This is a genomic window from Thiocystis minor, assembly GCF_016653465.1.
In the GTDB taxonomy this organism is placed as follows: Bacteria; Pseudomonadota; Gammaproteobacteria; order Chromatiales; family Chromatiaceae; genus Chromatium; species Chromatium minus.
Window position 1 is genome coordinate 1 of record NZ_NHSQ01000084.1, and the last position, 23,045, is coordinate 23,045.

At 64.4% G+C, this 23,045-nt stretch carries 20 protein-coding genes and 1 other RNA gene; 15 read left to right on the forward strand and 6 right to left on the reverse strand.

What is annotated here, in order from left to right; translation table 11 throughout:
- Positions 1 to 77: 77 nt before the first annotated feature.
- From CCR95_RS11640 to CCR95_RS11665, 6 genes are all read right to left on the reverse strand, one after another.
- Entirely contained in the window at positions 78 to 1,604 is a 1,527-nt protein-coding gene (locus tag CCR95_RS11640; RefSeq protein ID WP_242523202.1) for a DUF499 domain-containing protein, read from the reverse strand.
- 532 nt (positions 1,605 to 2,136) lie between these two features.
- Positions 2,137 to 2,916: an IclR family transcriptional regulator gene (locus CCR95_RS11645; RefSeq protein WP_201094469.1), complete on the reverse strand. Its 780-nt coding sequence runs from the start codon at positions 2,914 to 2,916 to the stop codon at positions 2,137 to 2,139.
- Between the two features lie 240 nt (positions 2,917 to 3,156).
- Positions 3,157 to 4,566: an FAD-binding oxidoreductase gene (locus CCR95_RS11650; RefSeq protein WP_201094470.1), complete on the reverse strand. Its 1,410-nt coding sequence runs from the start codon at positions 4,564 to 4,566 to the stop codon at positions 3,157 to 3,159.
- A 106-nt stretch (positions 4,567 to 4,672) separates the two neighbouring features.
- Complete coding sequence (locus CCR95_RS11655) at positions 4,673 to 5,167, reverse strand: BON domain-containing protein (RefSeq protein ID WP_338115391.1); 495 nt, start codon at positions 5,165 to 5,167, stop codon at positions 4,673 to 4,675.
- Between the two features lie 79 nt (positions 5,168 to 5,246).
- Entirely contained in the window at positions 5,247 to 5,621 is a 375-nt protein-coding gene (locus CCR95_RS11660; RefSeq protein ID WP_201094474.1) for a YraN family protein, read from the reverse strand.
- Positions 5,622 to 5,717: 96 nt separating this feature from the next.
- Positions 5,718 to 7,562, reverse strand: coding sequence for a penicillin-binding protein activator (locus CCR95_RS11665; RefSeq protein WP_201094477.1), 1,845 nt, complete (start codon positions 7,560 to 7,562; stop codon positions 5,718 to 5,720).
- Between the two features lie 36 nt (positions 7,563 to 7,598).
- Here CCR95_RS11665 and rsmI point away from each other — a divergent pair, with 36 nt between their 5' ends.
- The 15 genes from rsmI (at position 7,599) to CCR95_RS11740 (ending at position 23,045) form a co-directional block, all read left to right on the forward strand.
- The gene (gene rsmI / locus CCR95_RS11670; protein WP_201094478.1) at positions 7,599 to 8,459 is read left to right on the forward strand and encodes a 16S rRNA (cytidine(1402)-2'-O)-methyltransferase; all 861 of its coding nucleotides are present in this window, start codon (positions 7,599 to 7,601) and stop codon (positions 8,457 to 8,459) included.
- Positions 8,460 to 8,513: 54 nt separating this feature from the next.
- An RNA gene (gene rnpB / locus CCR95_RS11675) (RNase P RNA component class A) lies at positions 8,514 to 8,884 on the forward strand.
- 276 nt (positions 8,885 to 9,160) lie between these two features.
- Positions 9,161 to 9,616, forward strand: coding sequence for a division/cell wall cluster transcriptional repressor MraZ (gene mraZ / locus CCR95_RS11680; protein WP_201094480.1), 456 nt, complete (start codon positions 9,161 to 9,163; stop codon positions 9,614 to 9,616).
- A 50-nt stretch (positions 9,617 to 9,666) separates the two neighbouring features.
- On the forward strand, positions 9,667 to 10,611 hold the full coding sequence (gene rsmH / locus CCR95_RS11685; RefSeq protein ID WP_201094482.1) for a 16S rRNA (cytosine(1402)-N(4))-methyltransferase RsmH: 945 nt from the start codon (positions 9,667 to 9,669) through the stop codon (positions 10,609 to 10,611).
- Complete coding sequence (gene ftsL, locus CCR95_RS11690) at positions 10,608 to 10,898, forward strand: cell division protein FtsL (protein WP_201094483.1); 291 nt, start codon at positions 10,608 to 10,610, stop codon at positions 10,896 to 10,898. Before rsmH ends, ftsL begins: the two co-directional genes overlap by 4 nt.
- A complete protein-coding gene (locus CCR95_RS11695) occupies positions 10,885 to 12,732 on the forward strand; it encodes a peptidoglycan D,D-transpeptidase FtsI family protein (RefSeq protein ID WP_201094484.1) in 1,848 nt (615 codons plus the stop codon). The genes ftsL and CCR95_RS11695 overlap by 14 nt, the downstream gene beginning before the upstream one ends.
- On the forward strand, positions 12,732 to 14,102 hold the full coding sequence (locus CCR95_RS11700; protein WP_201094680.1) for a UDP-N-acetylmuramoyl-tripeptide--D-alanyl-D-alanine ligase: 1,371 nt from the start codon (positions 12,732 to 12,734) through the stop codon (positions 14,100 to 14,102). Before CCR95_RS11695 ends, CCR95_RS11700 begins: the two co-directional genes overlap by 1 nt.
- Before the next feature lies 1 nt (position 14,103).
- Entirely contained in the window at positions 14,104 to 15,186 is a 1,083-nt protein-coding gene (gene mraY / locus CCR95_RS11705; protein ID WP_201094485.1) for a phospho-N-acetylmuramoyl-pentapeptide-transferase, read from the forward strand.
- A 5-nt stretch (positions 15,187 to 15,191) separates the two neighbouring features.
- Positions 15,192 to 16,652: a UDP-N-acetylmuramoyl-L-alanine--D-glutamate ligase gene (murD, locus tag CCR95_RS11710; protein ID WP_242523203.1), complete on the forward strand. Its 1,461-nt coding sequence runs from the start codon at positions 15,192 to 15,194 to the stop codon at positions 16,650 to 16,652.
- A complete protein-coding gene (gene ftsW / locus CCR95_RS11715; RefSeq protein ID WP_201094486.1) occupies positions 16,649 to 17,893 on the forward strand; it encodes a putative lipid II flippase FtsW in 1,245 nt (414 codons plus the stop codon). Before murD ends, ftsW begins: the two co-directional genes overlap by 4 nt.
- Entirely contained in the window at positions 17,878 to 18,981 is a 1,104-nt protein-coding gene (murG, locus tag CCR95_RS11720; protein ID WP_201094487.1) for an undecaprenyldiphospho-muramoylpentapeptide beta-N-acetylglucosaminyltransferase, read from the forward strand. Before ftsW ends, murG begins: the two co-directional genes overlap by 16 nt.
- Entirely contained in the window at positions 18,978 to 20,405 is a 1,428-nt protein-coding gene (gene murC, locus CCR95_RS11725; protein ID WP_201094489.1) for a UDP-N-acetylmuramate--L-alanine ligase, read from the forward strand. Before murG ends, murC begins: the two co-directional genes overlap by 4 nt.
- A complete protein-coding gene (murB, locus tag CCR95_RS11730; RefSeq protein ID WP_201094491.1) occupies positions 20,406 to 21,305 on the forward strand; it encodes a UDP-N-acetylmuramate dehydrogenase in 900 nt (299 codons plus the stop codon). It abuts the gene before it with no gap.
- On the forward strand, positions 21,302 to 22,258 hold the full coding sequence (locus CCR95_RS11735) for a D-alanine--D-alanine ligase (protein WP_201094493.1): 957 nt from the start codon (positions 21,302 to 21,304) through the stop codon (positions 22,256 to 22,258). Before murB ends, CCR95_RS11735 begins: the two co-directional genes overlap by 4 nt.
- A complete protein-coding gene (locus CCR95_RS11740; RefSeq protein ID WP_201094496.1) occupies positions 22,251 to 23,045 on the forward strand; it encodes a cell division protein FtsQ/DivIB in 795 nt (264 codons plus the stop codon). Before CCR95_RS11735 ends, CCR95_RS11740 begins: the two co-directional genes overlap by 8 nt.

Genomic DNA, 23,045 nt, shown 5'->3' on the forward strand with positions numbered 1-23,045 from the left:
AGCATGAACCTGTTCGAACAGGAGGGGTCGGCGATCAGCTTGGCCAAGAAGCGCCGCAAGGCCGCGTGGAACGATGACTATCGCGCCAAGGTGGTGTTCGGCTGAGGATTTAAGCGCGCTCGCCCTGTGATCAGGGCCTGCTCCAGCTTGGGTGCGGGGATCTGTCTGGCATCATGCTCGATGCGCCGCCCCAGGTTCTCGGTCTCCTTGAAGTAGAAGGCATCCCCTTCATGATGCAGATACCAGGCTTTGTGGGCGCCCTTGCGCAACTCTTCCAGGGCGACCAGAAATTCATCGGCCTTGCGATAAGGGGCGGTGAGGTATTCGATGATCTCGGCCTGGGTCAGACCGGTGTGGGCGCCCACGGCGCGGGACAGCGACGCGGAAAGCAGGAGTCTGGCCACCTGAGTGGCGGCATCGTGACCCAGGGTGTCGTCGATCTTCTCGGCGCGGGCTCTGCCATCGTCGGCGATGTCGTTGACCACCGCCGGGTGTAGCGCGGGGTTCACGCGCTGGATCTCGTCGCGCACCGCCGGGTCGTTGAGGTCCAGATGCTGGGTGCCGATCAGGAAGACATCATTGGTCTCGCGGTTCCACACGCTGCGCAGCAAGCGGGCCGTGAACTGCATGAGGCCGCGCGTCTGACGAAAGCCCTCGTTCTCCTTGAACAGGGCCACCAGGTTCTTGAATGACGGGTGAAAGGGATAGGTCGTCCGGACTTCCTCGGCGACCTGCTCCATGGTCCTGGCGGTGATGTAACCACCGTCCTCGGCCGCCTTGACCTGCTCGGCGAAGGCTTCCGCCACGGAGTCGATCAGCGCGTCTCCGGGTAACTCGACGAACAGGCGTTTTTTCAGGATCTCGTAGATCTCGTTGCCGGCAAGCTGGACCGGGGTGATGGTCTGCGCCTGGCGTCGGGATTCCTGCTGAAGGTTGGACATGACCCGCGCCAGATCCCTGGTCTGGGCCTCGTAGCTCCCCGACAGGTTGGCGATGACCACGCAGCAACGGGGCAGCTTCATCGCCGCCGTGAGGAGGTTGCCGATGCTGTAGGTCACCAGGTCCGCCAGCGTCCCGTTGCCGATGGGGCGGGCGTTGGCATTGAGCAGATAGGGCGGTAACTCGTCGAGCAGGATGAGCGTCGGCTCGTCGCCGATGATCTCCACCCATTTTTTCTCGTCGATGGGTTTGGGGCCGTCGATCCAGTGGGGCCGCACCAGGTCGGCCTTGCCCAACTGTTCGCCGATCTCGCCCCAGAGATAGTGCTCTGGATCGTTGTGGCCGTTGAAGGCGGCGATGCGGGCGGGGCCGAAGTCCAGACGCTCGGCCAAGTCAGCGGGCAGCACGCTGGAACGCAGGTGCGGATGTTTCGCGAGCAGACCAAGGGCCACCATCAGATGGGTTTTCCCACCGCCCATGGCCTGGGCCAGCTCAAAGGCGGCCTGGTCGGAAAACCCCGCCAGTCGTAGCAAACCCTCGCGAAACAGGGCGTCCATGCCCTGCGTGATGTAGTTGCGGGCGAAAAAGTCCCGGCCATCGCCTTCGCCGTTGATCAGGTCCGAGAGATTCTCGATCGCCTCTGTCATCCGGTAGTCGTGGACCATCGGATGAATCCTGCAAGCGTCACGAACGGTTCCGAGCACGTTAACCTCCTTGAATTCCAGTCATACCAGGTCTCAATGCGGTGAGGCCACTCCGTCGGGATCTCCGATCGTTCGGATGATACTGATTGATAATGTCTCGCAGCAGATCCTGATGATCGTTCCAGTCGATCGCTTTCATCGCGTGCGCTGGATGAACTGACGCAGTACGGCTTTGATCACGGGCAGGATGCGGAAGATGACGCTTGCGGTCTTGACGGCAGCCATTCGATTCTGACTCCCTGTTGGCAAGACGGCGTCGGTGTTGCGACTATAACGCGCACATAAGACAGGCGCGAGCGGGGAAGCTTTGCCGAGCGGACCCAGCGGCGGCTCCCCCGCACCTGTGGATCAGAAGGGTTCCGGCCTGCCTGCGGGTCGATGAGAGTGTGTTGAACTACGCCCATCAAGACCGGATTCCTCGTGCTGAGGACGGGCGATCAACTCATGGAGGTCATGAATCCACCTGGATTCGTACCGAAGCGGTGGTGAGCTTTCAGCGGTCGGCGGATGGCCGATATCCGAGCCGTGCGGAGAGCGTTCGTCCCGCCTCGATCAGATCCGCGACCCAGTCGAGTCGCCGCCGTTCGATTGGCGCCGAGACCGACAGACCCGCGCTGACGTTGCCGGTGCTGTCATGGATCAGCACGCCGATGCAGCCGACATCGATTTCGGCCTCCTCGTTGTCCAGCGCGTAACCCCGCGCCAGCGATTCCGCGCATTCCGTCAGCAGGCGGGGCAGCGTGGTGAGGGTGTTGCGGGTGTAGGCGGGCAGATTGGTGCGCTGCACATAGGCGCGCATGGCGTCCTCCCCGGCCGCGCCCAGCATGAGCTTGCCGACGGCGGTGACATGCAGCGGCGCGCGCGAGCCGACCAGTTGCTGCACATGAATCATGCGGTTGGGCGTGGCCTTCTCGATATAGACCACTGAATCGCCCTCGCGGATGGTGAGATTGATGGTCTCGCCGAGCCGGTCGCGCAGTTCCTCCATAATCGGCCGGGCGATGGCGCGCACGTCCACATTGCCGTGCAGACGCACCCCGAGTTGGAGCAGCCGCAGTCCCAGCCGGTAATGGCCGGCACCGTCGCGCTCGACGAACTGATTCTGGATCAGCGAGGCGAGGATGCGATGCGCGGTCGAGGCGTGCAGTCCGGTTTCGGCGCCCAGGATCTTGAGACTGACCGGGTCCGAGTAGCGGGCGATGGCGTCGAGCAGGGCCGCCGCCCGGTCGATGACCTGGATGCGGGATGCGGTGGGGGTGTTTTCCTGGGTCATATTGCGAGGATCGGAAATGGATTTCAGGATATGAAATCATGGTCCGGGTGATTTTGTCTTCTGATTCTTTTTGATTTGAGCCCGCTAGGATCTGGCTGTTTGAAACGGTTGCTCGCGGATCGGGGGCATCCTGACCCGTTGGTTCCGAGGTGACGAAGCGCCGGGCGAATGCCCGACCGGCTGAGGGGGTTGTCCGTGGCTTGGGGCTCCGTTGCATGGCGCAAGGGACTGCCGGCCAATCTATCTGCAATCTGGCAGCCCCTTGCCAGGATTCAGAATCCCGGCGGGATCGAAGTCGCGTTTGATCTCGGACATCAGCCGCAGCGCGACCGGATCGATTTCACGGCCGACGTAATCGCGTTTTTCCAGCCCGACACCATGTTCGCCCGAGAGGGTTCCGCCCAGACGCAGCACCAGCGAAAACATGGCATCCAGACAACCACGGGCGCGCTCGACTTCCCCGGCATCGTCCGGGTCGATCAGCAGGTTGACATGGATATTGCCATTGCCGGCATGACCGAAGTTGACGATGCGAATGCCGGTCTCGTTTGACAGTCGTTCCAGTCCCTCGATGAATTCGCCCATGCGCGAGACCGGGACGACCACGTCCTCGTTGATCTTTTTGGGGGCGATGTGACGCAGGGTCGGCGAGAGCGATTTGCGGGCCTTCCAGAGCGCGGCGACCTCGGCGGCGGAGTCGGCGCGTCGCAGTTCGAGCAATCCCGCGACCTCGGCGGCGGCGGTCACGGCGTTCAGCGCCGCGTCGATGCAGGCGCGCGGGCCGTCGACTTCGATCATCAGCAGCGCCCCCACGTCCTCGGGCAGATCGATCTCGGTGAAGCGGCGCACGGTGGCGATGGCGGCGGCATCCATGAATTCGAGCGCGCAGGGGGTGACCGGCTGGGCCATGATGGCCGAGACGGCGGCGGCGGCGGCGTGGATGTCGGTATAGGCGGCGCGCAGCGTGCGCTTCGCTTCGGGCAGCGGGGTCAGATTCAGGGTGGCCTCGGTGATCAGCGCGAGGGTGCCCTCCGAGCCGATGAGGAGCCGCGTCAGATCGTAGCCGACCACGCCCTTGGTGGTCAGAACGCCGGTGCGAAAGGGCTCGCCGCGTCCATCGACGGCCCGCAGACCCAGGGTATTGTCACGCGGGGTGCCGTATTTGACCGCGCGCGGACCAGCGGAGTTGTAGGCGAGATTGCCGCCGATGGTGCAGGTCGCCGCGCTGGTGGGGTCCGGTGGCCAGAAGAAGCCGAGCGGCTCCAGTGCCTGTTGCAGGGTTGCGTTGAGCACGCCCGGCTGCACGACCGCCAGTCGGTCGGCGGGGACGAGACGAAGGATGCGGTCCATGCGTTCGAAGGAGAGGACGATGCCGCCCCGGTCCGGCACCGTGGCGCCGGTGGTGCCGGTGCCGCGCCCGCGCGCGATCAGCGGAACGCCAACCTCGGCGCAGAGTCCGACCAGCGCCGCGATCCGGGCCTCGTCGGTCGCGAACACGACCGCCTGCGGCAGCGCGTGGCGACGGCTGTTATCGTAACCGTAGGGCCAGCAGTCGGCCGGGTCGGTGAGCAGGTAGCCAACGCCCGCAATCCGGGCAAGCGAGCGTTGGAAACTAGCGGAAAACGCGACCCCGCGTGTGATCCTGTTCAATGAGTGAGCCCTTATTGTTCATTATGTAAACCGCGTCGTGCCAATCGTCGCAGGTCATTGAGAGGCAGGAGTCGCCTGCGACAAGGCATGCCGTTCTGGACGCGGTTTACTGATACTCGAAGAGTTTGACCACACGCTTGACGCCGGGGACATAGCGCACACTCTCAGTTGCCGCATCCGCTTCCGCCGGACTGACCAGTCCCAGGAGATAGACCACGCCGTTTTCGGTGACGACCTTGATCCGGGTCGCGTTGAAATCCGGGAGATCGACCTCGGTCATCGCCAGTTTGGCGCGCGAGGTGATATAGACGTCCTCGGATTGACGCATCAGATCGGTATTGGGGCCGATGGTCAATTCATCGATGACGCGCTGAACCTTGGGGAGATGGCTCACATGATCGACCGCTTGGCGAACCACGTCCGCCGATTCCGCCTGGCCGGTCAGCAGGACCGTGCGATTGTAGCTGGTCACCGCGATTCTGGAGTGTCCCTGAATCGCGGGATCCTGGAGCAATTGATGGATGGCGGAGAGTTCGATCTGCTGATCTTCGACCACGACTTGTGCTGGACGGCGGTCATAGATGGCGGAAGCGCCGACCACGGCTCCCCCCACGACGAGGGGGGCGCAACCGGACAGCGGGAACGTCAGCGCCAGACATCCTGTGAGGAATTTCAAATATCTATGAGGAATCGGCGGTAAAAGCATGTTTAATCCACTGAATCTGATTCTGACCGCTGATGGCGACGACATCGAAGCGGCAGGGTAAGGCACTGGGATGCAACTGAAGATAGTGATTGGCGGTCGCGATCAGGCGTCGCTGCTTACGGGCGTCGACCGTTTCCGCCGGGTTGCCGAAGCGTGTCGAGCGGCGAAAGCGAACCTCCACGAACACCAGCATCGCGGCCTCGCGCAGGATGAGATCGATTTCGCCGTACCGGCAGCGGTGGTTACGCGCGATGCACCGCAGACCCTGGCGTGTTAGAAATGACTCGGCGAGACGTTCCATCTCCTCGCCGACCGATCCGGTGCTGGGCTTTGCTTCCTGACTAACCATGGTCATCTCCATCCCGGATCGTTGAAGACTATCCGTTCATTGCGCTTGCCTTATTTGGATCTCGCGCCCTGTAAATAATTCCTTGTCCCTTGCCCCTCAGCGCACCTCCGGTTTGCCCTTGTCCGCAGCGACATCGGCAAGGCCCGGGCCGGTTTCGGTAAAGCGTCCAAGCTCAAGTTGGCGCTGGATCCGTCCCAAACGATCGAGCGAGAGTCCGCCGGTCTGTCCTGGATAGTAGGCGCCAGGGTTCTTGGCAAGGTCCGCGAGGCGTGGCGCGAGTCGGTAGGCGTCGATGCCCATGGCATGCAGCCGGGCGAGCGGATCCGTGCTTTTGCTCAGGGCGCGGCGCGAGAGCGGTCCCGCGCCGCCGACATCGAGCATCCAGGGAATATCGACGAAATAGAGTCCGACCAGTCCCGCGTCGCGTTTAGGGTCGAAGTCGCCCGCATAGACATGGGAGGTGGAGATGACGACGATGGGTTTGGTCGACGCGGCTTGCAGACTCGGGTGGAGTTTGCGCGCCATGTCCGCGGTCGCGACCAGGAACACCAGATCCGCGTCGGCCCCGCCGAGTAGCTTGGCCGCCACCCGGTCGGCCCCGGTCGGCTGGTAGCTTGACTGCCGCGTCAGAGTGCCTCCCTGATGACTCCACTGGCGCCGAAAGGCGCCTGCCAGTCGCTCGCCCCAGGCGCCCGCCGGGTAAAGCAGCAGCGCGCGTCTCAGACCCATGGCGTAGGCTTTGCTGGCAGCCTCGGCGGCTTCGTTCTCGGGCGAGAGCGAGAATTGAAAGAGGTTTTCGGCGCGTTTGTCGGTTCGGGTCGCCTCGTTGAGCGCCAGGGTCGGAACGCTGAGTAGCCGTTCGGCCGCCAGGGCGTCAACGGCTTCCTTCTGTAAGGGGCCGATCACATAATCGGCGCCGTCCTGGATTGCCTTGGCATGCAGGCCCCGGGAGCGGTCGGCATTGGAGATATCCGTGAAATGCAGGGTTGGCCGTTGGCCCGCCCGATCCGCGCGGCCGGCGGCCTCAATGCCGTCCTGCACGGCCTTGGCGGCGGCGGCGAAGCGACCGCTGCGCGGGAGCAGAATGCTGACCTGATCGCCGTTCGCATAACCGCCGGCAAGTGTTCCTATGTAGGCACTGGCCAGTTCGGGGAGCGCCGGGTGCCCTGAATGCCGTTGCTGCCATTGGCGGTAACGGGCCTCCAGCGGTTGCGGATCGGCGCCGGTGTTGCGCGTCAGCAGGGCGACTTCGGCCCAACCTTTCATCGTGCCGCTTCCTGTGCTCGTGAGATCCTGCAATCCCGTGTTGCCGATCAGGCTTAATGTCGAGATCAGCGAGACCTGATTCAGCAGGCGTTCGTCCTGTTGGTCGAGCAGTCGATCAAGATCGTTGAGGGTTTGAGCGGCGGCGAGGGGCGAGTTGGCAAGGCGTTGGGCGGAGGCAAGGGTTCCCAGCCGCTTGGCCTTCAGTTCCTTGGGTAAGGTCTGGATCTGCATGCGCTCCAGCAATCCGATGGCGTCCTTGGGATGGTTCGTCAGCAGTGCCAGATCGGCCTCGGTCAGCAGCAGCAGATCCCGTTGCGAGGGTGTCATGTCAGGACGGGAAATCGCGTCGACGGTTTTTTTCGCGGGCGCGGTTTGACCCGAGGCGAGATAGGCGCGGGCCGCTTTGATCTGGAGTTGAGCGCGCGCGGGCGGTTGTGCCTTGGCCGCGAGGTCGAGATAGCGTTCGGCGGCCTCCGATGCCTTGCCCTGGGCTTCCAGGGAGGTCGCGCGATTCAGTTCCGCGGCGGGGATGGGGGCGAGTACCCTGGCTTCCTCTTGGATTGGGTTGACCGCGCAGCCGGACAGGATGGCCGCCAGCAGCAGGGGGGGCAGCCGCCATGCGCGGGCCTGGCGTCTGGTGGACAAAAGGATGCGGTCAACGCGATTCTTGAGCATGTTCAGTTCCGTTTCAGAGTCTGTCGAGGACACAAGATGCAGCAGCAACGAGGAATACTATACGTGGTCGCAACGCCGATCGGCAATCTTGCCGACATGACCGAGCGCGCGCGTAAGATCCTGTCCGAGGTCGCTTTGATCGCCGCGGAGGATACCCGCGAGACGCTGCATCTCCTCAATCATTTCGGGATTGCGGCGACGCTGGTCGCCTATCACGACCACAATGAGTCGCGGGTCGCGCCGCGCTTGCTGGCGGACCTGGAGGCGGGGCGCGACGTGGCGCTGGTCTCGGATGCGGGCACGCCCTTGATCAACGATCCAGGCTATAGCCTGGTCGCGGCGGCGCGCGAACGGGGTCTGACGGTGGTGCCCGTGCCGGGCGCCAACGCAGCGATCTGCGCGCTCTCGGCGGCCGGTTTGCCGAGCGATCGGTTCCTGTTTCTCGGGTTTCCGCCACGCACCCGCAGTCAGCGTCGGACCTGGCTTGGAGAGGTTGCCGACGAGCCTGGCACCCTGATTCTGTACGAGAGCGCGAAACGGGCGCTGGCGACGCTCGAAGACCTGGGCGCGGTGCTGGGCGAGCAGCGTCGCGTGGTGCTGGCGCGCGAACTCACCAAGCGCTTCGAGACCTTTCTGTCCGGTCAGCCTCGGGACTTGATCGCTCGGTTGGAGGCGGACCCAGAACAGCAGCTCGGCGAACTCGTCATCCTGGTCGAAGGTCGGAGCCTGAATCCGGACGAGGGCGAGCGCATCGAGCAGGAGCGGGTGCTGCGGATCCTGGGCGAAGCGCTGCCGCTGCGTCAAGCGGTCGACCTGGCGGCCCGACTGACTGGCGCTCGGAAAAATACGCTCTATCGATTGGGTCTCGATCTGGGCCTGGGGGTGGCTGGCGATTGAGGTTCGCGAATTCCAGCCACGGCATGACCGCTTTTTCGGTATACTCACCGGCTGGGAGTTGGCCAGGCAGTCGCTCGTTTCGTTCGCGACACGGGAGGAAAGTCCGGGCTCCAACGGGCAGGGTGCCAGGTAACGCCTGGGGGGCGCGAGCCCACGGAAAGTGCCGCAGAAAAGATACCGCCGATCCCGCGCCCGTCGCGGAAGGTAAGGGTGAAATGGTGCGGTAAGAGCGCACCGCGCCGGTGGCAACATCGGTGGCAGGGTAAACCCCACCCGGAGCAAGACCAAATAGGGGGACATGCGGTTTCGACCGCGACGCGCGGCCCGCGCGTGTTCCCGGGTAGGTCGCTTGAGGCGCATGGCGACATGCGTCCCAGATGAATGACTGTCCTCGACAGAACCCGGCTTATCGGCCAACTCCCTCCTCATGATCCCGCCTCCGCTCATCCGATAAGCATCCGCGACTTGCACGCTTTTATTTAAGTCGTTTCTAGATTAGTTGTCTCACCCGCCTGAAATCAAGCATCTTTTATGAGTTCGCGCCTATGCTGAACTATGGCGTGTAAGTCGCTGACTGCCAACACTAATAAGCAAGCGATTTCTTGACGATGTCTCTAGTGATCACTAAGATGACGCTTAAGTGGGTGAGAGTGGGGAATTAGGGGGCACGACGCGATCGGTGGATCGCCAGGGGGACGTTGGTGTTTCGGGGGGTGGCCATCGTCAATCTGGATGCGAAAGGTCGTCTTGCGATTCCGTCCAGGTATCGTGATCGCTTGCAGGCATCCTGCGAGTCCCATCTGGTGATGACGGTAGACCGGGATCGCTGTCTCCTGCTGTATCCAGAACCCGAATGGGAAGTGATCGAGCGTCAATTCGCCGCTCTCCCCGCCCTCGAATCCGCGGCGCGCTCTCTCTATCGGCTCTATGTCGGCAATGCACAGGAAGTGGATATCGACGCCCAGGGCCGAATCCTTGTTCCTCAATATCTGCGCGATTTCGCCGCTTTGGATAAGCGGGTGGCGTTCGTGGGTCAGGGGATTAAATTCGAGCTGTGGGATGAGGCGGCCTGGAATGCACGCAACGAGGCGGCCCTGAACGATTCGGCGATCGGCGAACTGGCCTTGTCCGCGGGCTTGGGTTCCTTGACGCTTTAAGTCGCGCAGATATACATTTTTGAACTAACAACATGTAAAACAGATGCTTAATGCATAAACCTGTCTTGCTGGAGGAAAGCGTGGCGGCACTGGCGGTGGATCCGGGCGGTCTCTATATCGACGCCACGTTCGGGCGTGGCGGGCACAGTCGCGCCATCCTGGAGCGCCTTGGCTCCGCGGGACGGCTGATTGCGCTTGACCGCGATCCGGATGCCGTCGCCGCCGCACGTTCCCTGGCTGCCGCGGATTCGCGCTTCTCCATTCTCCAGGGACGCTTTGGCGCGCTCGCCGAAGTCATGGCCCAAGCCGGTATCGGCGGTCAGGCGAAGGGGATTCTGCTCGATCTAGGCGTTTCTTCTCCCCAACTGGATACGCCGCGGCGCGGGTTCAGCTTTTCCGCGGACGGACCGCTCGATATGCGGATGGATCCGCACACCGGCGCATCGGCGGCACAGTGGCTTGCCCATGCCGATCAAGGCGAGATCGTCACTGTGCTGCGCGATCTCGGGGAAGAGCGCTTCGCCAAGCGGATTGCCCATGCCATCATCGAGACCCGTTCCAGCGGCGAACTCGTGACCACCTCCCAGCTTGCCAACCTTGTGGCCCGCGCGGTGCCGACCCGGGAGCCGGGCAAGCATCCGGCAACCCGGACCTTTCAGGCGCTGCGGATCCACGTCAATGACGAGTTGAACGAGATCCAGCGCTGTCTTGGCCAAGTCACTGATCTGCTGGCGACTGCCGGGCGACTGGTCGTCATCAGTTTTCACTCTTTGGAGGACCGAATCGTCAAGCGCTTCATCCGCCAGGAGTCACAAGGCCCCGTCTTTCCCAAGGGCGTTCCGGTCCGGGCGACCGCGACACATGGCCGTCTGCGTGCGATCGGCAAGCCGGTGCGTCCTTCGTCCGAGGAGTTGGCGGCGAATCCGCGGGCGCGCAGCGCGATCATGCGGATCGCCGAGCGGCTTGCCCCGAACGCGGTCGAGGTGCCTTCATGATCCGACGCGGCGTTTGGGTTCTTGCCGTCCTGGCGCTAGCCGTGATCCTGTCGGCGGTGGGGGTCGTGCATGCCAAATATCTGACACGGTTGCATTTCGGATATCTGCAGGATTTGCGTGCCCAGCGCGACGCGATCGATGTGGATTGGAACCGTCTGCGACTCGAGGAGGCCGCCCTTTCTACCTACGTACGGGTTGAACGCAAGGCACGTTATGAACTCGGTATGTTCGCCCCTCGGATGGGCGACGTACTCCTGATCGAGGAGACTGGTCATGGCCAGCCGTAATGATCGTGCTCGGCGGGTGACCTCCCGGCGCGCCGAGGCGCCGCGCGCGAAGCCCAATTTGAAGTTGCGTCGTCGATTGCTGGTTGGGTTGCTCTCGGGCGCCTTCGTGCTGCTGTCCGGGGCGGTCTTTTATCGTCAGGTGATTGAAACCGACTTTCTGCGCAACGAGGGCGAGCGACGCTATTTGCGTATCGGCGAGATCGCGGCGCGGCGCGGCATGGTCACCGATCGGAACGGCGAACCCCTGGCCGTGAGCACGCCGGTCGAAACGGTGTGGGCGGATCCGCGCAAACTGGTTCAAAGTCCAAATGCTCTGCCGCCGCTAGCCGCCGCGCTGGGGATCGAGCCTGCCGCGCTGCGCGAAAAAATCGAGTCCAACCGCGAGCGTGGATTCCTCTATCTGAAGCGCCGGGTGAGTTTCGAGGAAGCGCGCGAGGTCAGGCTGGCGATTGACAAACACGACATCGAAGGCGTCGATTTCGAGACCGAATACCGGCGTTTTTATCCTGGCGCGGAGGTTTTCGGCCATGTCATGGGGTTCACGGACATCGAGGACCGCGGCCAGGAAGGGGTCGAGCTCGCCTATGATCACCATCTGAAATCGGAGCCTGGCTTACGTCGCGTGATCCTGGACGGTCGTCGTCGCATCGTTCAGGAGGTCGAGCAGATCCGCCCGCCGCGTCAGGGTAAGGATCTGGTCCTGAGTCTCGACCGTCGGTTGCAATTTCTCGCCTATCGCGAACTCATGAAGGCGGTCAAGGAGCACAAGGCCAAGGGCGGCACCGTCGTGGTGCTGGACGTGAACACGGGCGAAGTCCTGGCGATGGTCAATCAGCCCGGTTACAACCCGAATGCCGACCGCGATAGCGGCAGCGATCGGCGTCGCAATCGCGCCCTGACCGATGTCATGGAGCCGGGCTCCACGCTCAAACCCTTTGTCGTCGCGGCCGCCCTGGAGCGGGGCTTGGTGACGCCAACGACGCGAATCGCAACGGGGCCGGGAACGCTCAAGGTCGGCAGCAACGTGGTGAAAGATGTCCATAACTACGGCACGCTGGATGTGACCGGAATCATTACCAAGTCGAGTAACGTCGGCTCGGTCAAGATCGCGCAGAAGATGGATTATGCCAGCCTCTGGGGGCTCTACGATCAGCTTGGATTCGGCCATGCGACCGGCGTCGGCTTTCCCGGCGAGAGCGCCGGACGTTTGCGCCATTATTCGCGCTGGCGGCCCTTCGAGCATGCCACCATGGCTTTCGGTTACAGCCTCTCCGTCACCTCGCTCCAGCTTGCCCAGGCTTACGGCGTGTTGGCGGCGGATGGGATCAAGCGTCCGGTCACCCTGATCAAGCGCGATCCCTCGTCTGCCCTCGCTTCGGCTGCTTTCGACTCCGCTCAGAAAAGACAGCTTCGCACGAGCGCGGCGACTCCCTTGGACTCGCCGCCCAACGAGATTCGGATCATGAGCGTCGATACCGCCCGTAAGGTACGGGCGATGATGGAAACCGTAGTCTCCGATCAAGGGACGGCCAAGCGGGCGCAGATTGCCGGCTATCGCGTCGGCGGCAAGACCGGTACCGCCAAGAAAGCGGGCCCCGGCGGTTATGGCGGCGGCCGCTATCAGTCGGTCTTCGCCGGCTTCGTTCCGGCCGGCAAGCCGCGTCTGGCGATGGTGGTCATGATTGACGAACCGGGCGGGAGTTCCTACTACGGCGGTCTGGTGGCGGCGCCGGTCTTCCAGAAAGTGATGGAGGGCGCGCTGCGGCTCTTCAATGTGCCGCCGGACGATCCAGTCCCCTCGATGCTGCTTGCGCATCGGGAGCCGAAGCCATGATGTGGACGCTGGCTCAAGCCGCTGCGCATGCGGGCGGATCCCTGCACGGTCAGGACCGGGCTTTCGCTGCTGTCGGCACCGACTCACGCGCGGATTGCGCCGGGCAACTCTTCATCGCCCTGCGCGGCGAGAATTTCGATGGCCATGATTATGTTGCCGCCGCCCAGGCGGCTGGCGCTGTCGCGGCCCTGGTGGATCGTCCGCTGTCGTTGGATCTGCCGCAATGGGTCGTCGACGACACCCGTCTCGGTCTCGGGCGTCTGGCGGCGGCCTGGCGCGAGCGCTTCCCCGGTCGGGTGATCGCCATTACGGGCAGTAACGGCAAGACCACCGTCAAGGAAATGCTCGCGGCCATCCTGGCGCGGGCTGGGCGGGTGCGGGCCACGCAGGGCAATCTCAACAACGACATCGGCATGCCGCTGACCCTCCTGGGGGCGCGCGACGAGGATTTCCTGGTGCTTGAAATGGGCGCCAATCACTCGGGCGAGATCGGCTACATGACCGAGATTGCCCGCCCGGATCTGGCACTCATCACCAATGCCGGACGTGCCCATCTGGAAGGGTTCGGCAGTCTCGATGGGGTGGCCCGCGCCAAGGGCGAAATCGCGCGAGGACTCTCCCCGGAGGGGCTGTTTCTGGTCGCTGGCGATTCGCCGCATCTGGGTCTGTGGCGCGAGTTGTCCGCTGGCCGACGCCTACTGACCTTCTCTCTCGACGACGGCGCGGCGGAAGGCGCTGACGTGACTGCCCGCTCCGATGACATTCGGGTCGCCTGGGACGATGACGGTTTTCGCACCGAGTTTTCGGCGCGCGTCGACGCGCGCGAGATTCCGCTCAGTCTGCGTCTGGCGGGTCGTCACAACGTCCGCAACGCCCTGGCGGCAACCGCCGCCGCCTTGGCGCTCGGCATCGACGAATGCCTCATCCGCGATGGTCTGGCGGGGCTGCAACCGGTCAAGGGCCGTTTGTGCCCGCGCCGCTGCGGTGACGTGGGCGTCATTGACGACACCTACAACGCCAACCCGGATTCCATCGCTGCGGCGATCGACGTGCTGGCCGGACTGTCCGGGCGGCGCTGGTTGGTGCTCGGCGATCTCGGCGAACTGGGTCCGGATGCGCCACGACTGCACGCGGAGGTTGGCGCGGTCGCGCGCGCGGCTGGGATCGATCGCCTGATCACGGCCGGCACGCTGAGCGAGTCGGCCAGCCGCGCCTTCGGCGAGGGCGGGCGGCATTTCGCGGATCGGCAGACGCTGGCCGACTGGCTACCCGCCGAACTGGCCGCGGGTGATCGGGTGTTGGTGAAGGGTTCGCGTCTGGCGCGGATGGAATTGATCGTGAATGCGCTGTGCGCTGAGTCGGGACTTTAGAATGCTTCTCTATCTCACTGAATGGCTTGCTGAATTTTATAGCGGCTTCAATGTCTTCCGCTATCTGACTCTGCGCGCGATCCTCGGCGTCATGACCGCTCTCGGGATCGCCCTGCTGGTTGGCCGCCCCATGATCCAGCGCTTGCGGGCCTTCAAAATCGGTCAGACGATCCGCGACGACGGCCCGCAGAGTCACCTGTCCAAGTCCGGCACGCCCACCATGGGTGGCGCGCTCATTCTGGTGGCCGTCGGCATCAGTACCCTGCTGTGGGCCGACCTGGGGAACCGCTATGTCTGGATCGTGCTGCTCACGACCCTAGCCTTCGGCGCGATCGGGCTGGTGGACGATTACAAGAAGCTGGTGATGCGTGATCCGCGCGGACTTGCCGCGCGCTGGAAGTATTTCTGGCAGACCCTCGCCGGATTCGCTGCCGCCATCGCGCTTTATGCGTCCGCCGTTTCGCCGGCCGAGACCGCGCTGCTGATCCCCTATTCCAAGAATGTCGCGATCCAGCTTGGCCCCTGGTTCATTCTGTTGACCTACTTCGTCATCGTCGGGGCCAGCAACGCGGTCAATCTGACCGATGGGCTCGACGGCCTGGCGATCATGCCGACCGTGCTGGTGGCCGGCGCCCTGGCGATCTTCGTCTATGCGGCGGGTCATGCGCAGATCGCCAATTACCTCCTGATTCCCTTTCTCCCCGAGGTTGGCGAGCTGGTTATTTTCTGCGCCGCTTTAGTGGGCGCCGGCCTGGGCTTTCTCTGGTTCAACGCCTACCCGGCCCAGGTCTTCATGGGCGACGTGGGCGCGCTCGCCCTGGGGGCGGCCCTGGGCGTGGTCGCGGTCGCGGCCCGTCAGGAACTGGTGCTCTTCATCATGGGCGGCGTCTTCGTGGTGGAGACGATCTCGGTGATGATGCAGGTGATCTCTTTCAAGCTCACCGGAAAACGGATTTTCCGGATGGCGCCGCTGCATCATCATTTTGAGCTCAAGGGCTGGCCGGAACCGCGCGTCATCGTGCGCTTCTGGATCGTGACCGTGGTGCTGGTCCTGGTCGGGCTGGCGAGCCTGAAGATCCGGTGAGCGCCATGGCCCATTCACCGCCACTCAATTCCTGTGGGCTTGCCCTTACTTCGACTCCCTTCGACGCCGCTCAGGGCGAGTCGCTCAGCACGAGGAGCAAAATCGAAGGGGCAAACTGTGCGGATGCAAAAACGCTGATCGTCGGTCTCGGTAAGACCGGCCTGTCCTGCGCGCGCTATCTGCGTGCCCAGGGCGTGTGGGTGGCCGTCACCGATTCGCGCGCCCAGCCGCCCGGCCTCGATGCCCTGCGGGAAGAACTGCCCGAGGTCGCGGTCTTTGTCGGCGGCTTCGAGCCCGAGGTCTTTGCGCTCGCGACGCAGTTGGTGGTGAGTCCGGGGGTGCCGATGGCCGAGCCCCTGATCCAGGCGGCACTGGACCGGGGCGTGCCCGTGATCGGCGATGTGGAACTCTTCGCGCGCGCGGCGCGCGCGCCGATCTGCGCCATCACCGGCTCCAACGGTAAGAGCACGGTGACGACCCTGGTTGGCCTGATGGCCCGGCAGGCGGGACGGCGGGTGGCGGTCGGCGGCAATCTCGGCGAGCCGGTCCTGGATTTGCTCGCCGACGACATTGATCTTTACGTGGTCGAATTGTCGAGTTTCCAATTGGAGACGACACCTGGATTGCGGGCCGCCGCGGCGGTGGTGCTCAATATCGCAGCCGATCATCTGGACCGCTATCCGGATCTCGCGGCCTATGCCGAAACCAAGGCGGGCATCTATCGGAATGCACGGGTGGCGGTGGTCAATCGCGACGATCCGCGGGTGGTTGCCATGCCGCGCGCGGGGGCGGTTGAGATCGGTTTTACGTTGGGCGAGCCGGACGCGGGCGATTTCGGGTTGCGGTTTTGCAATGGCGCGCTGTGGATTTGTCGTGGGGACGAGACTTTGATTCCGGCGTCCGAGGTGGCGATTCCGGGGCGGCATAATCTGGCGAATGCCTTGGCGGCGCTGGCGTTGTGCGCGGCATGCGGGCTGGGGGACGATGGGTTTCGCTGCGCTCTACCCATCCTACGGACTTTTCCCGGTCTGCCGCATCGTAGCGAATTGGTGGCCGAGCGGGATGGGGTGCGCTGGTACGACGATTCCAAGGGCACCAATCCGGGGGCGACGGTGGCGGCGCTGGAGGGGCTGGTGCCCGACGGTTCGGAGGGGCGGGCCGTGCTGATCGCCGGGGGTGACGGCAAGGGCGCCGATTTCGCGCCGCTGCTGCCTGCCGTGACGCGCGCGGCGCGCGCGGTGGTGCTGATCGGGCGCGATGCGCCCCTGATCGAACGCGAACTGGCAGGATGCGTGCCCCTGGTCCATGCCTCGGACATGCCGGATGCGGTTCGTCAGGCCGCCGGTCTGGCGCGACCGGGGGATTGCGTTCTGTTGTCTCCTGCCTGCGCCAGCTTCGATATGTTCGACAACTATGAGCATCGCGGCCGGGTCTTTGCCGAGGCCGCGCGGAGGCTTGCGTCATGACCGCGGCCGTTCGCTCGACTCATCCTGGCCAGCGTCGGCGCGAACGCGTTCCGGCGCTGGATTATCCGTTGCTGGTCTGTGCCCTGGGGCTGCTGGCGTTCGGTTTGATCATGGTCTCCTCGGCATCCATGTCGATCGCCGAAAAATGCTGCAACGATCCCTTCTATTACACTATCCGGCATGTGATCGCGCTGGGTCTTGCGCTGACCGCGGGTCTGCTCGCGTTTAACGTGTCGGTGGACCGCTGGGAGCGTTCGGGAACCTGGCTGTTCCTGCTGGGCGTTCTGGTGCTGATCCTCGTTTTGACGCCGGGGATCGGACGCACGGTCAATGGCGCGACGCGCTGGATCCCGCTTGGCCCGCTGAATCTTCAGCCCTCCGAATTCGTCAAACTGTTCGCGATCGTCTATGTCGCCGGCTATCTGGTGCGCCACGCGGATGCCGTCGCCAATCGGTTGTCTGGCTTCATCCGACCCATGATCCTGATCGGGATCGCGGCGGCGCTGATCCTGATGCAGCCGGACTTCGGGACCACGGCGGTCATGCTGGCGACCGTGATGGGTCTGCTGTTCCTGGGCGGAGTGAGTCTCCTCCCGTTCGCGTTTCTGCTTGGAGTGGTCGGGGTGGGATTGGTGGCGCTGGTCTTCCTGTCGCCCTATCGGATGCAGCGCGTCATCTCCTTCCTGGATCCCTGGCAGGATCCCTTCAACACGGGTTATCAGCTCAGTCAGGCGCTCATCGCCTTCGGGCGTGGCGAATGGCTGGGGGTCGGACTCGGCAACGGGATCCAGAAACAGTTCTTTCTGCCGGAGGCCCACACCGATTTTCTGGCCTCGGTGATCGGCGAGGAATTCGGTCTGGTCGGCATCCTGGCGCTGATCGCGGCCTTCGCCTTTCTCTGCTGGCGTGCCTTCTCGATCGGCGCCCGCGCCGAGGCGGCGGAGCAGCCGTTCGCGGCCTACGTGGCCCAGGGCATCGCGCTGTGGCTCGGTCTGCAAGCGTTCGTCAATCTCGGCGTCAACGTTGGTTTTCTGCCCACCAAGGGGCTGACTCTGCCTTTCCTGAGTTATGGGAGCAACAGTCTGATCGTTGGCTGCATGGCGGTCGCCATCTTGCTGCGCATCGATCTCACCACTCGTCAACTGGAGTCCGACGCCGGACCCAGGCGGCGGCCAACCACGACGACTTCGCGGGGCGCGAAGAGTGGCGTCGAAGGGGGATCGCCATGGGCACGTGCATAGGCGTCATGGCCGGCGGTACCGGCGGTCATGTGTTTCCGGCGCTCGCGGTCGCTGAGAGGCTGCGGGCGAGCGGGGCGGAGGTCTTCTGGATCGGCACGCGGCAGGGGATGGAGTCGCGACTGGTCCCTGAGCATGGCTTCGAGATCGAATGGATCCGCATCGAGGGCTTGCGCGGCAAGGGGCTCGCTCAACGGCTACGCGCGCCATTCAAACTGGCGGGCGCGCTCTGGCAGGCGCGCGCCATCCTGCGGCGGCGGCGGCCTTCGCTGGTGCTCGGCATGGGCGGATTCGCCTCGGGTCCGGGCGGTCTGGCGGCGCGCGCGATGGGGTTGCCGTTGGTGATCCATGAACAGAATTTTGTCCCCGGCATGACCAATCAATGGCTGGCGCGGGTCGCCACGGCGGTCTTCGAGGCCTTTCCGGGGAGTTTCCCGGACGGGCGCGGCGCGGTGGCGACGGGGAATCCGGTGCGTCAAAGCATCCTCGACCTGCCGCCGCCGCGCGAGCGATTGAGCAGTCGGTCCGGCGCACCGCGTCTGCTGGTGCTGGGCGGTTCGCTGGGGGCACAAATTCTGAACGAAATGCTACCCGCCGCGCTCGCGGCGATGCCAGCGGGCGCGCGCCCCGAGGTGCGCCATCAGGCGGGCGAGCGCACCCTGGAGACCGCCCGCAATGCCTATCGTCTGGCCGGTGTCGCGACCGAGGTCACGCCCTTCATCGGCGACATGGCGGAGGCGTATGCCTGGGCCGATCTGGTCGTGTGTCGGGCCGGCGCCTTGACGGTGTCCGAACTGGCCGCCGCCGGGGTGGCGTCGGTGCTGGTGCCCTATCCCTTCGCGGTCGATGACCATCAGGTTGGCAACGCCCGCTATCTGTCTGATGCGGGTGCCGCACGTCTGGCCATCCAGCGCGATCTGGACCAGGTCGGTTTGACGGCGCTGTTGACCGAACTGCTGGGCGATCGCGCAAGCCTGCTGGCCATGGCCGAGCGCGCGCGCGGTCTGGCGCAACCCGATGCCGCGGCGCGGATCGCGGCCTCCTGCCTGGAGCTTGCGCTGGGCGAAACCCTGGGAGTCGTGACGCAATGAACGCCCATCTTCAGCATACGGCGGCCCGCATGGGGCGGGTGCGTCGACTCCATTTCATCGGTATCGGCGGTTCCGGCATGAGCGGAATCGCGGAACTCATGGCGAATCTGGGCTACGAGGTGGCCGGATCGGACCTGCGCGAGAGCGAGACGACGCGTCGGTTGCGGGGGCTTGGCATCGAGGTCTTCATCGGCCATCGGGCGGAACAGGTCACGGACGCCGACGCCGTGGTGGTCTCCACCGCCATCGACGAAGCCAATCCCGAGATTCAAGCCGCCCGCGCCGCGCGCATTCCGATCGTGCGTCGCGCCGAGATGCTGGCCGAACTCATGCGCTTCTACTATGGCGTCGCGGTGGCCGGCACCCACGGCAAAACCACCACGACCAGTCTGGTGGCGAGCATCCTCGCCGAGGGCGGTCTCGATCCCACCTTCGTCATCGGCGGGCGGCTCACCAGTGCTGGGGCCAATGCCAAGCTGGGCACGACCAAATATCTGGTGGCCGAGGCCGACGAGAGCGATGCCTCCTTTCTCTATCTCCAGCCCATGATCTCGATCGTCACCAATATCGACGCCGACCACATGCGCACCTACGGCAACGATTTCAATCGGTTACGTAGTACCTTCATGGAGTTCCTGCATCATCTGCCGTTCTATGGATTGGCGGTGCTTTGTCTCGATGACGACGAGGTCCGCTCGCTGATTCCCATGGTGCCGCGCTCGGTGCGGACCTATGGCACCCGGCCCGAGGCTGATGTGCGGGCGACCGATCTGCATCAGGAGGGCATGTACACCTCCTTTCTAGTCCATAGTGCCGACTTTCGGCGTCCCTTGCGGGTCACCCTCAACCTACCGGGCCGGCACAATGTGCTGAACGCGCTGGCCGCGATCTGCGTGGCGCTGGAACTTGGGGTCGATGAAGAGGCGATCGGCCGGGCGCTGTCCAAATTCGAGGGGGTCGGACGGCGATTCGTGGTCAATGAAGTCACCGACGCACAGGGGCGCAACCTGTTGCTGGTGGACGATTACGGCCATCATCCGCGCGAACTGGCCGCCACTCTGGAGGCGGCGCGGGCCGGTTGGCCGGGCCGGCGTCTGGTGCTGGTTTTTCAGCCTCATCGGTACAGCCGGACCCAGGAGCAGTTCGAGGACTTCGTGGCGGTACTCTCCAGCGCCGATGCGCTGGTGTTGTGCGATGTCTATCCGGCGGGCGAGGCGCCCATCCCCGGTGCCGACGGACGCGCGCTCAGCCGTGCGATTCGGATGCGCGGCGATCTCGATCCGATCTTCGCGCAGACGGTCGACGAGGTGCCCGATCTCCTGCCGAACCTGCTCGTGGATGGCGATATCGTGCTGGTCTCGGGCGCCGGCGACATCGGCGCCCTAGCGGCGCGGCTGCCGCAACTGCTCGCGCGGGGGCTCTGAATGTCCAGCGCCGATTTGACATCCCCGCGCGGCGAGATGCGACTCAACGAGCCGCTTGCGCGACACACGAGCTGGCGGGTCGGCGGTCCGGCGCGGCGGTTCTATCGACCGGTGGACGCCGAGGATCTATCGGTCTTTCTGGGACGGCTGGATCCGGACGAGCCGCTTCTGTGGCTGGGGCTTGGCAGCAATCTGCTGATCGCCGACCAGGGCTTCGCCGGTACCGTGATCCAGACTCAGGGTTGCCTGACGGGTCTTGAACGACGTGGCGAGACTGGCATCTGGGCCGAGTCGGGTACCGCGTGCGCCAAGCTCGCGCGTTTTGCCGCTCGGCTCGATCTGGTCGGTGTCGAATTTCTGGCCGGTATTCCCGGCACCATGGGTGGCGCGCTGGCCATGAACGCGGGCGCCTGGGGCGGCGAGACCTGGCCCCATGTGCGCCGCGTGCGGACCATCGACCGGAGCGGGACGATCCGGGAGCGTGGCGCTGGAGATTTCACGCCGGGCTACCGCGAGGTCAAGGGGCCGGAGGACGAGTGGTTTCTGGATGTCGAGCTGGAGCTGACGCCGGGAGACGGCGCGGCGGGTCTGGCGCGTATGCGCGAACTGCTCGACCGGCGCGCCGCGACCCAGCCCATCGGTCTGCCGAGCTGCGGTTCGGTCTTCCGCAATCCGCCGGGCGATCACGCGGCACGTCTGATCGAATCGCTGGGGCTTAAAGGTTATCGGATGGGAGGCGCTCAGGTGTCTGAAAAACACGCCAATTTTATTATCAATACCGGCACGGCGACGGCGACGGAGATTGCCGGCCTGATCGATTACGTGAGGAACGTCGTCGAGCAGCGCACGGGGATCAGCTTGATTCCCGAGGTGCGTCGCGTCGCGGGAGGGCGCCCATGACCATCGAGACGACCCTATCCGTGACTGCGACAACCGACCGGATTCGCGCCTTCGGCAAGGTTGCGGTGCTCCTCGGCGGGCGTGCGGCGGAGCGCGAGATTTCGCTCAAGAGCGGTCGCGCGGTCCTCGCGGCGTTGCAGCGGCAGGGGGTTGACGCCCATCCGCTGGATCCGGACGCAACCGTGCTGGCGCAATTGCGCGCGGGCGGTTACGACCGCGCCTTCATCGTGCTGCACGGGCGCGGCGGCGAGGACGGTCAGATCCAGGGCGCGCTAGAAACCATGGGTCTTCCCTATACGGGCTCCGGCGTGCTCGGTTCGGCGCTGGGGATGGACAAATACCGCTGTAAGCTGGCCTGGGCGGGTTGCGGGCTGCCAACGGCGGAGTCCGTCCTGCTGCGCGGCGAGGCGGACCTGCCCGCGGCGGCGGCGCTCGGATTTCCGCTCATGATCAAACCGGTTCACGAAGGGTCGAGCATCGGCATGGCGCGCGTGAAGACGGTCGAGGCACTCGAACAGGCCTGGCGGAGCGCCTCCGAATACGATGATCTGGTACTCGCCGAGCGCTGGATCCAGGGCGCCGAATACACCTGCGCCATTCTGGGCCGGGAGGCATTGCCCCTGATCCGGCTGGAGACGCCGAATGCCTTTTACGATTTCGAGGCGAAATATCAGGCCAACAGCACCCTCTACCATTGTCCGTGCGGTCTCGACGCGACGGCGGAGTCCAGACTGCGGCAGTTGTCCCTGGATGCCTTCGAGGCTGTCGGGGCCAGCGGCTGGGGCCGGGTCGATCTGATGCTGGACGGGGCTGGCCGATCCTTTTTGCTGGAGATCAATACCGTTCCGGGCATGACCGACCATAGCCTGGTGCCCATGGCCGCGCGTGCCGCCGGGATCGATTTTGACGAGCTGGCGCTGCGCATTCTGGACACGAGTCTACGTCGTGGCTGAGTCCAAACCTGACATTGAGCAATCGTCGAGCGAGTCGCCGTCGCTGCGGTCGCGTTTGCGCACATCGATCGGTTTGGCATTGTTGCTATCCACGGTTGCGGCGGCCTGGCTATTCAGTTACTGGGAGCCGCGTCTGTGGCCGATCCGCGTGATCGAGGTGGAGGGCGAACTCCATCATCATTCGTCACGCTTGCTTGAGAAAACCATCGGCGAGCGTCTGCGTGGCGGAATTCTGACCGCCGATCTCGTCGATCTCAAGGCCGCGGCCGAGGAGCTTTCCTGGGTCGGTCGCGCGAGTCTGCAACGGATCTGGCCGGATCGGTTACAGGTGCGGGTCGAGGAACATCGACCGATCGCTCGCTGGAACGCCGACAGTCTGGTGACCGCGGAGGGCGTCGTGTTCCATCCGGGGAGCGGGACGATCCCCGCCGGTTTGCCTGTGCTCGAAGGCGACGACAAACGGGCGCCCGAGTTGGTCAAGCAGTATCTGAAGTGGCGCGACGACCTGATGCTGGTGGGGCATTTGATTCAGGTTCTTTCGGTCGATCCACGCGGCGATTGGCGTCTTGAGTTGGTTATGGGCACCGAACTGCGACTGGGCACCGGCGCCATCGAGGAACGTCTCGCGCGCTTCATCGCTAGTGCGCCGCAACTTGAGGCGGCGGGTCAGCCGTTGGAGGTGGACCTGCGTTACAGCAACGGCTTCGCCGTGAAATGGGCGCCGAGCGCGGAGTCGCCGGTCCCCGCGAACACGGGTCGCTCCAAGCGATCCGGCAATCGAGGATAA

What these genes read in the sequence shown, in the direction of transcription:
- CCR95_RS11700 (WP_201094680.1), top strand. Translation starts at nt 12,732, where the DNA reads ATGTGGACGCTGGCTCAAGCCGCTGCGCATGCGGGCGGATCCCTGCAC.
- CCR95_RS11660 (WP_201094474.1), bottom strand. Translation starts at nt 5,621, where the DNA reads ATGGTTAGTCAGGAAGCAAAGCCCAGCACCGGATCGGTCGGCGAGGAG.
- rsmH (WP_201094482.1), top strand. Translation starts at nt 9,667, where the DNA reads ATGCATAAACCTGTCTTGCTGGAGGAAAGCGTGGCGGCACTGGCGGTG.
- mraY (WP_201094485.1), top strand. Translation starts at nt 14,104, where the DNA reads ATGCTTCTCTATCTCACTGAATGGCTTGCTGAATTTTATAGCGGCTTC.
- ftsW (WP_201094486.1), top strand. Translation starts at nt 16,649, where the DNA reads ATGACCGCGGCCGTTCGCTCGACTCATCCTGGCCAGCGTCGGCGCGAA.
- ftsL (WP_201094483.1), top strand. Translation starts at nt 10,608, where the DNA reads ATGATCCGACGCGGCGTTTGGGTTCTTGCCGTCCTGGCGCTAGCCGTG.
- rsmI (WP_201094478.1), top strand. Translation starts at nt 7,599, where the DNA reads ATGCAGCAGCAACGAGGAATACTATACGTGGTCGCAACGCCGATCGGC.
- murD (WP_242523203.1), top strand. Translation starts at nt 15,192, where the DNA reads ATGGCCCATTCACCGCCACTCAATTCCTGTGGGCTTGCCCTTACTTCG.
- CCR95_RS11645 (WP_201094469.1), bottom strand. Translation starts at nt 2,916, where the DNA reads ATGACCCAGGAAAACACCCCCACCGCATCCCGCATCCAGGTCATCGAC.
- CCR95_RS11735 (WP_201094493.1), top strand. Translation starts at nt 21,302, where the DNA reads ATGACCATCGAGACGACCCTATCCGTGACTGCGACAACCGACCGGATT.
- murG (WP_201094487.1), top strand. Translation starts at nt 17,878, where the DNA reads ATGGGCACGTGCATAGGCGTCATGGCCGGCGGTACCGGCGGTCATGTG.
- CCR95_RS11665 (WP_201094477.1), bottom strand. Translation starts at nt 7,562, where the DNA reads ATGCTCAAGAATCGCGTTGACCGCATCCTTTTGTCCACCAGACGCCAG.
- murC (WP_201094489.1), top strand. Translation starts at nt 18,978, where the DNA reads ATGAACGCCCATCTTCAGCATACGGCGGCCCGCATGGGGCGGGTGCGT.
- CCR95_RS11695 (WP_201094484.1), top strand. Translation starts at nt 10,885, where the DNA reads ATGGCCAGCCGTAATGATCGTGCTCGGCGGGTGACCTCCCGGCGCGCC.
- CCR95_RS11640 (WP_242523202.1), bottom strand. Translation starts at nt 1,604, where the DNA reads ATGGTCCACGACTACCGGATGACAGAGGCGATCGAGAATCTCTCGGAC.
- murB (WP_201094491.1), top strand. Translation starts at nt 20,406, where the DNA reads ATGTCCAGCGCCGATTTGACATCCCCGCGCGGCGAGATGCGACTCAAC.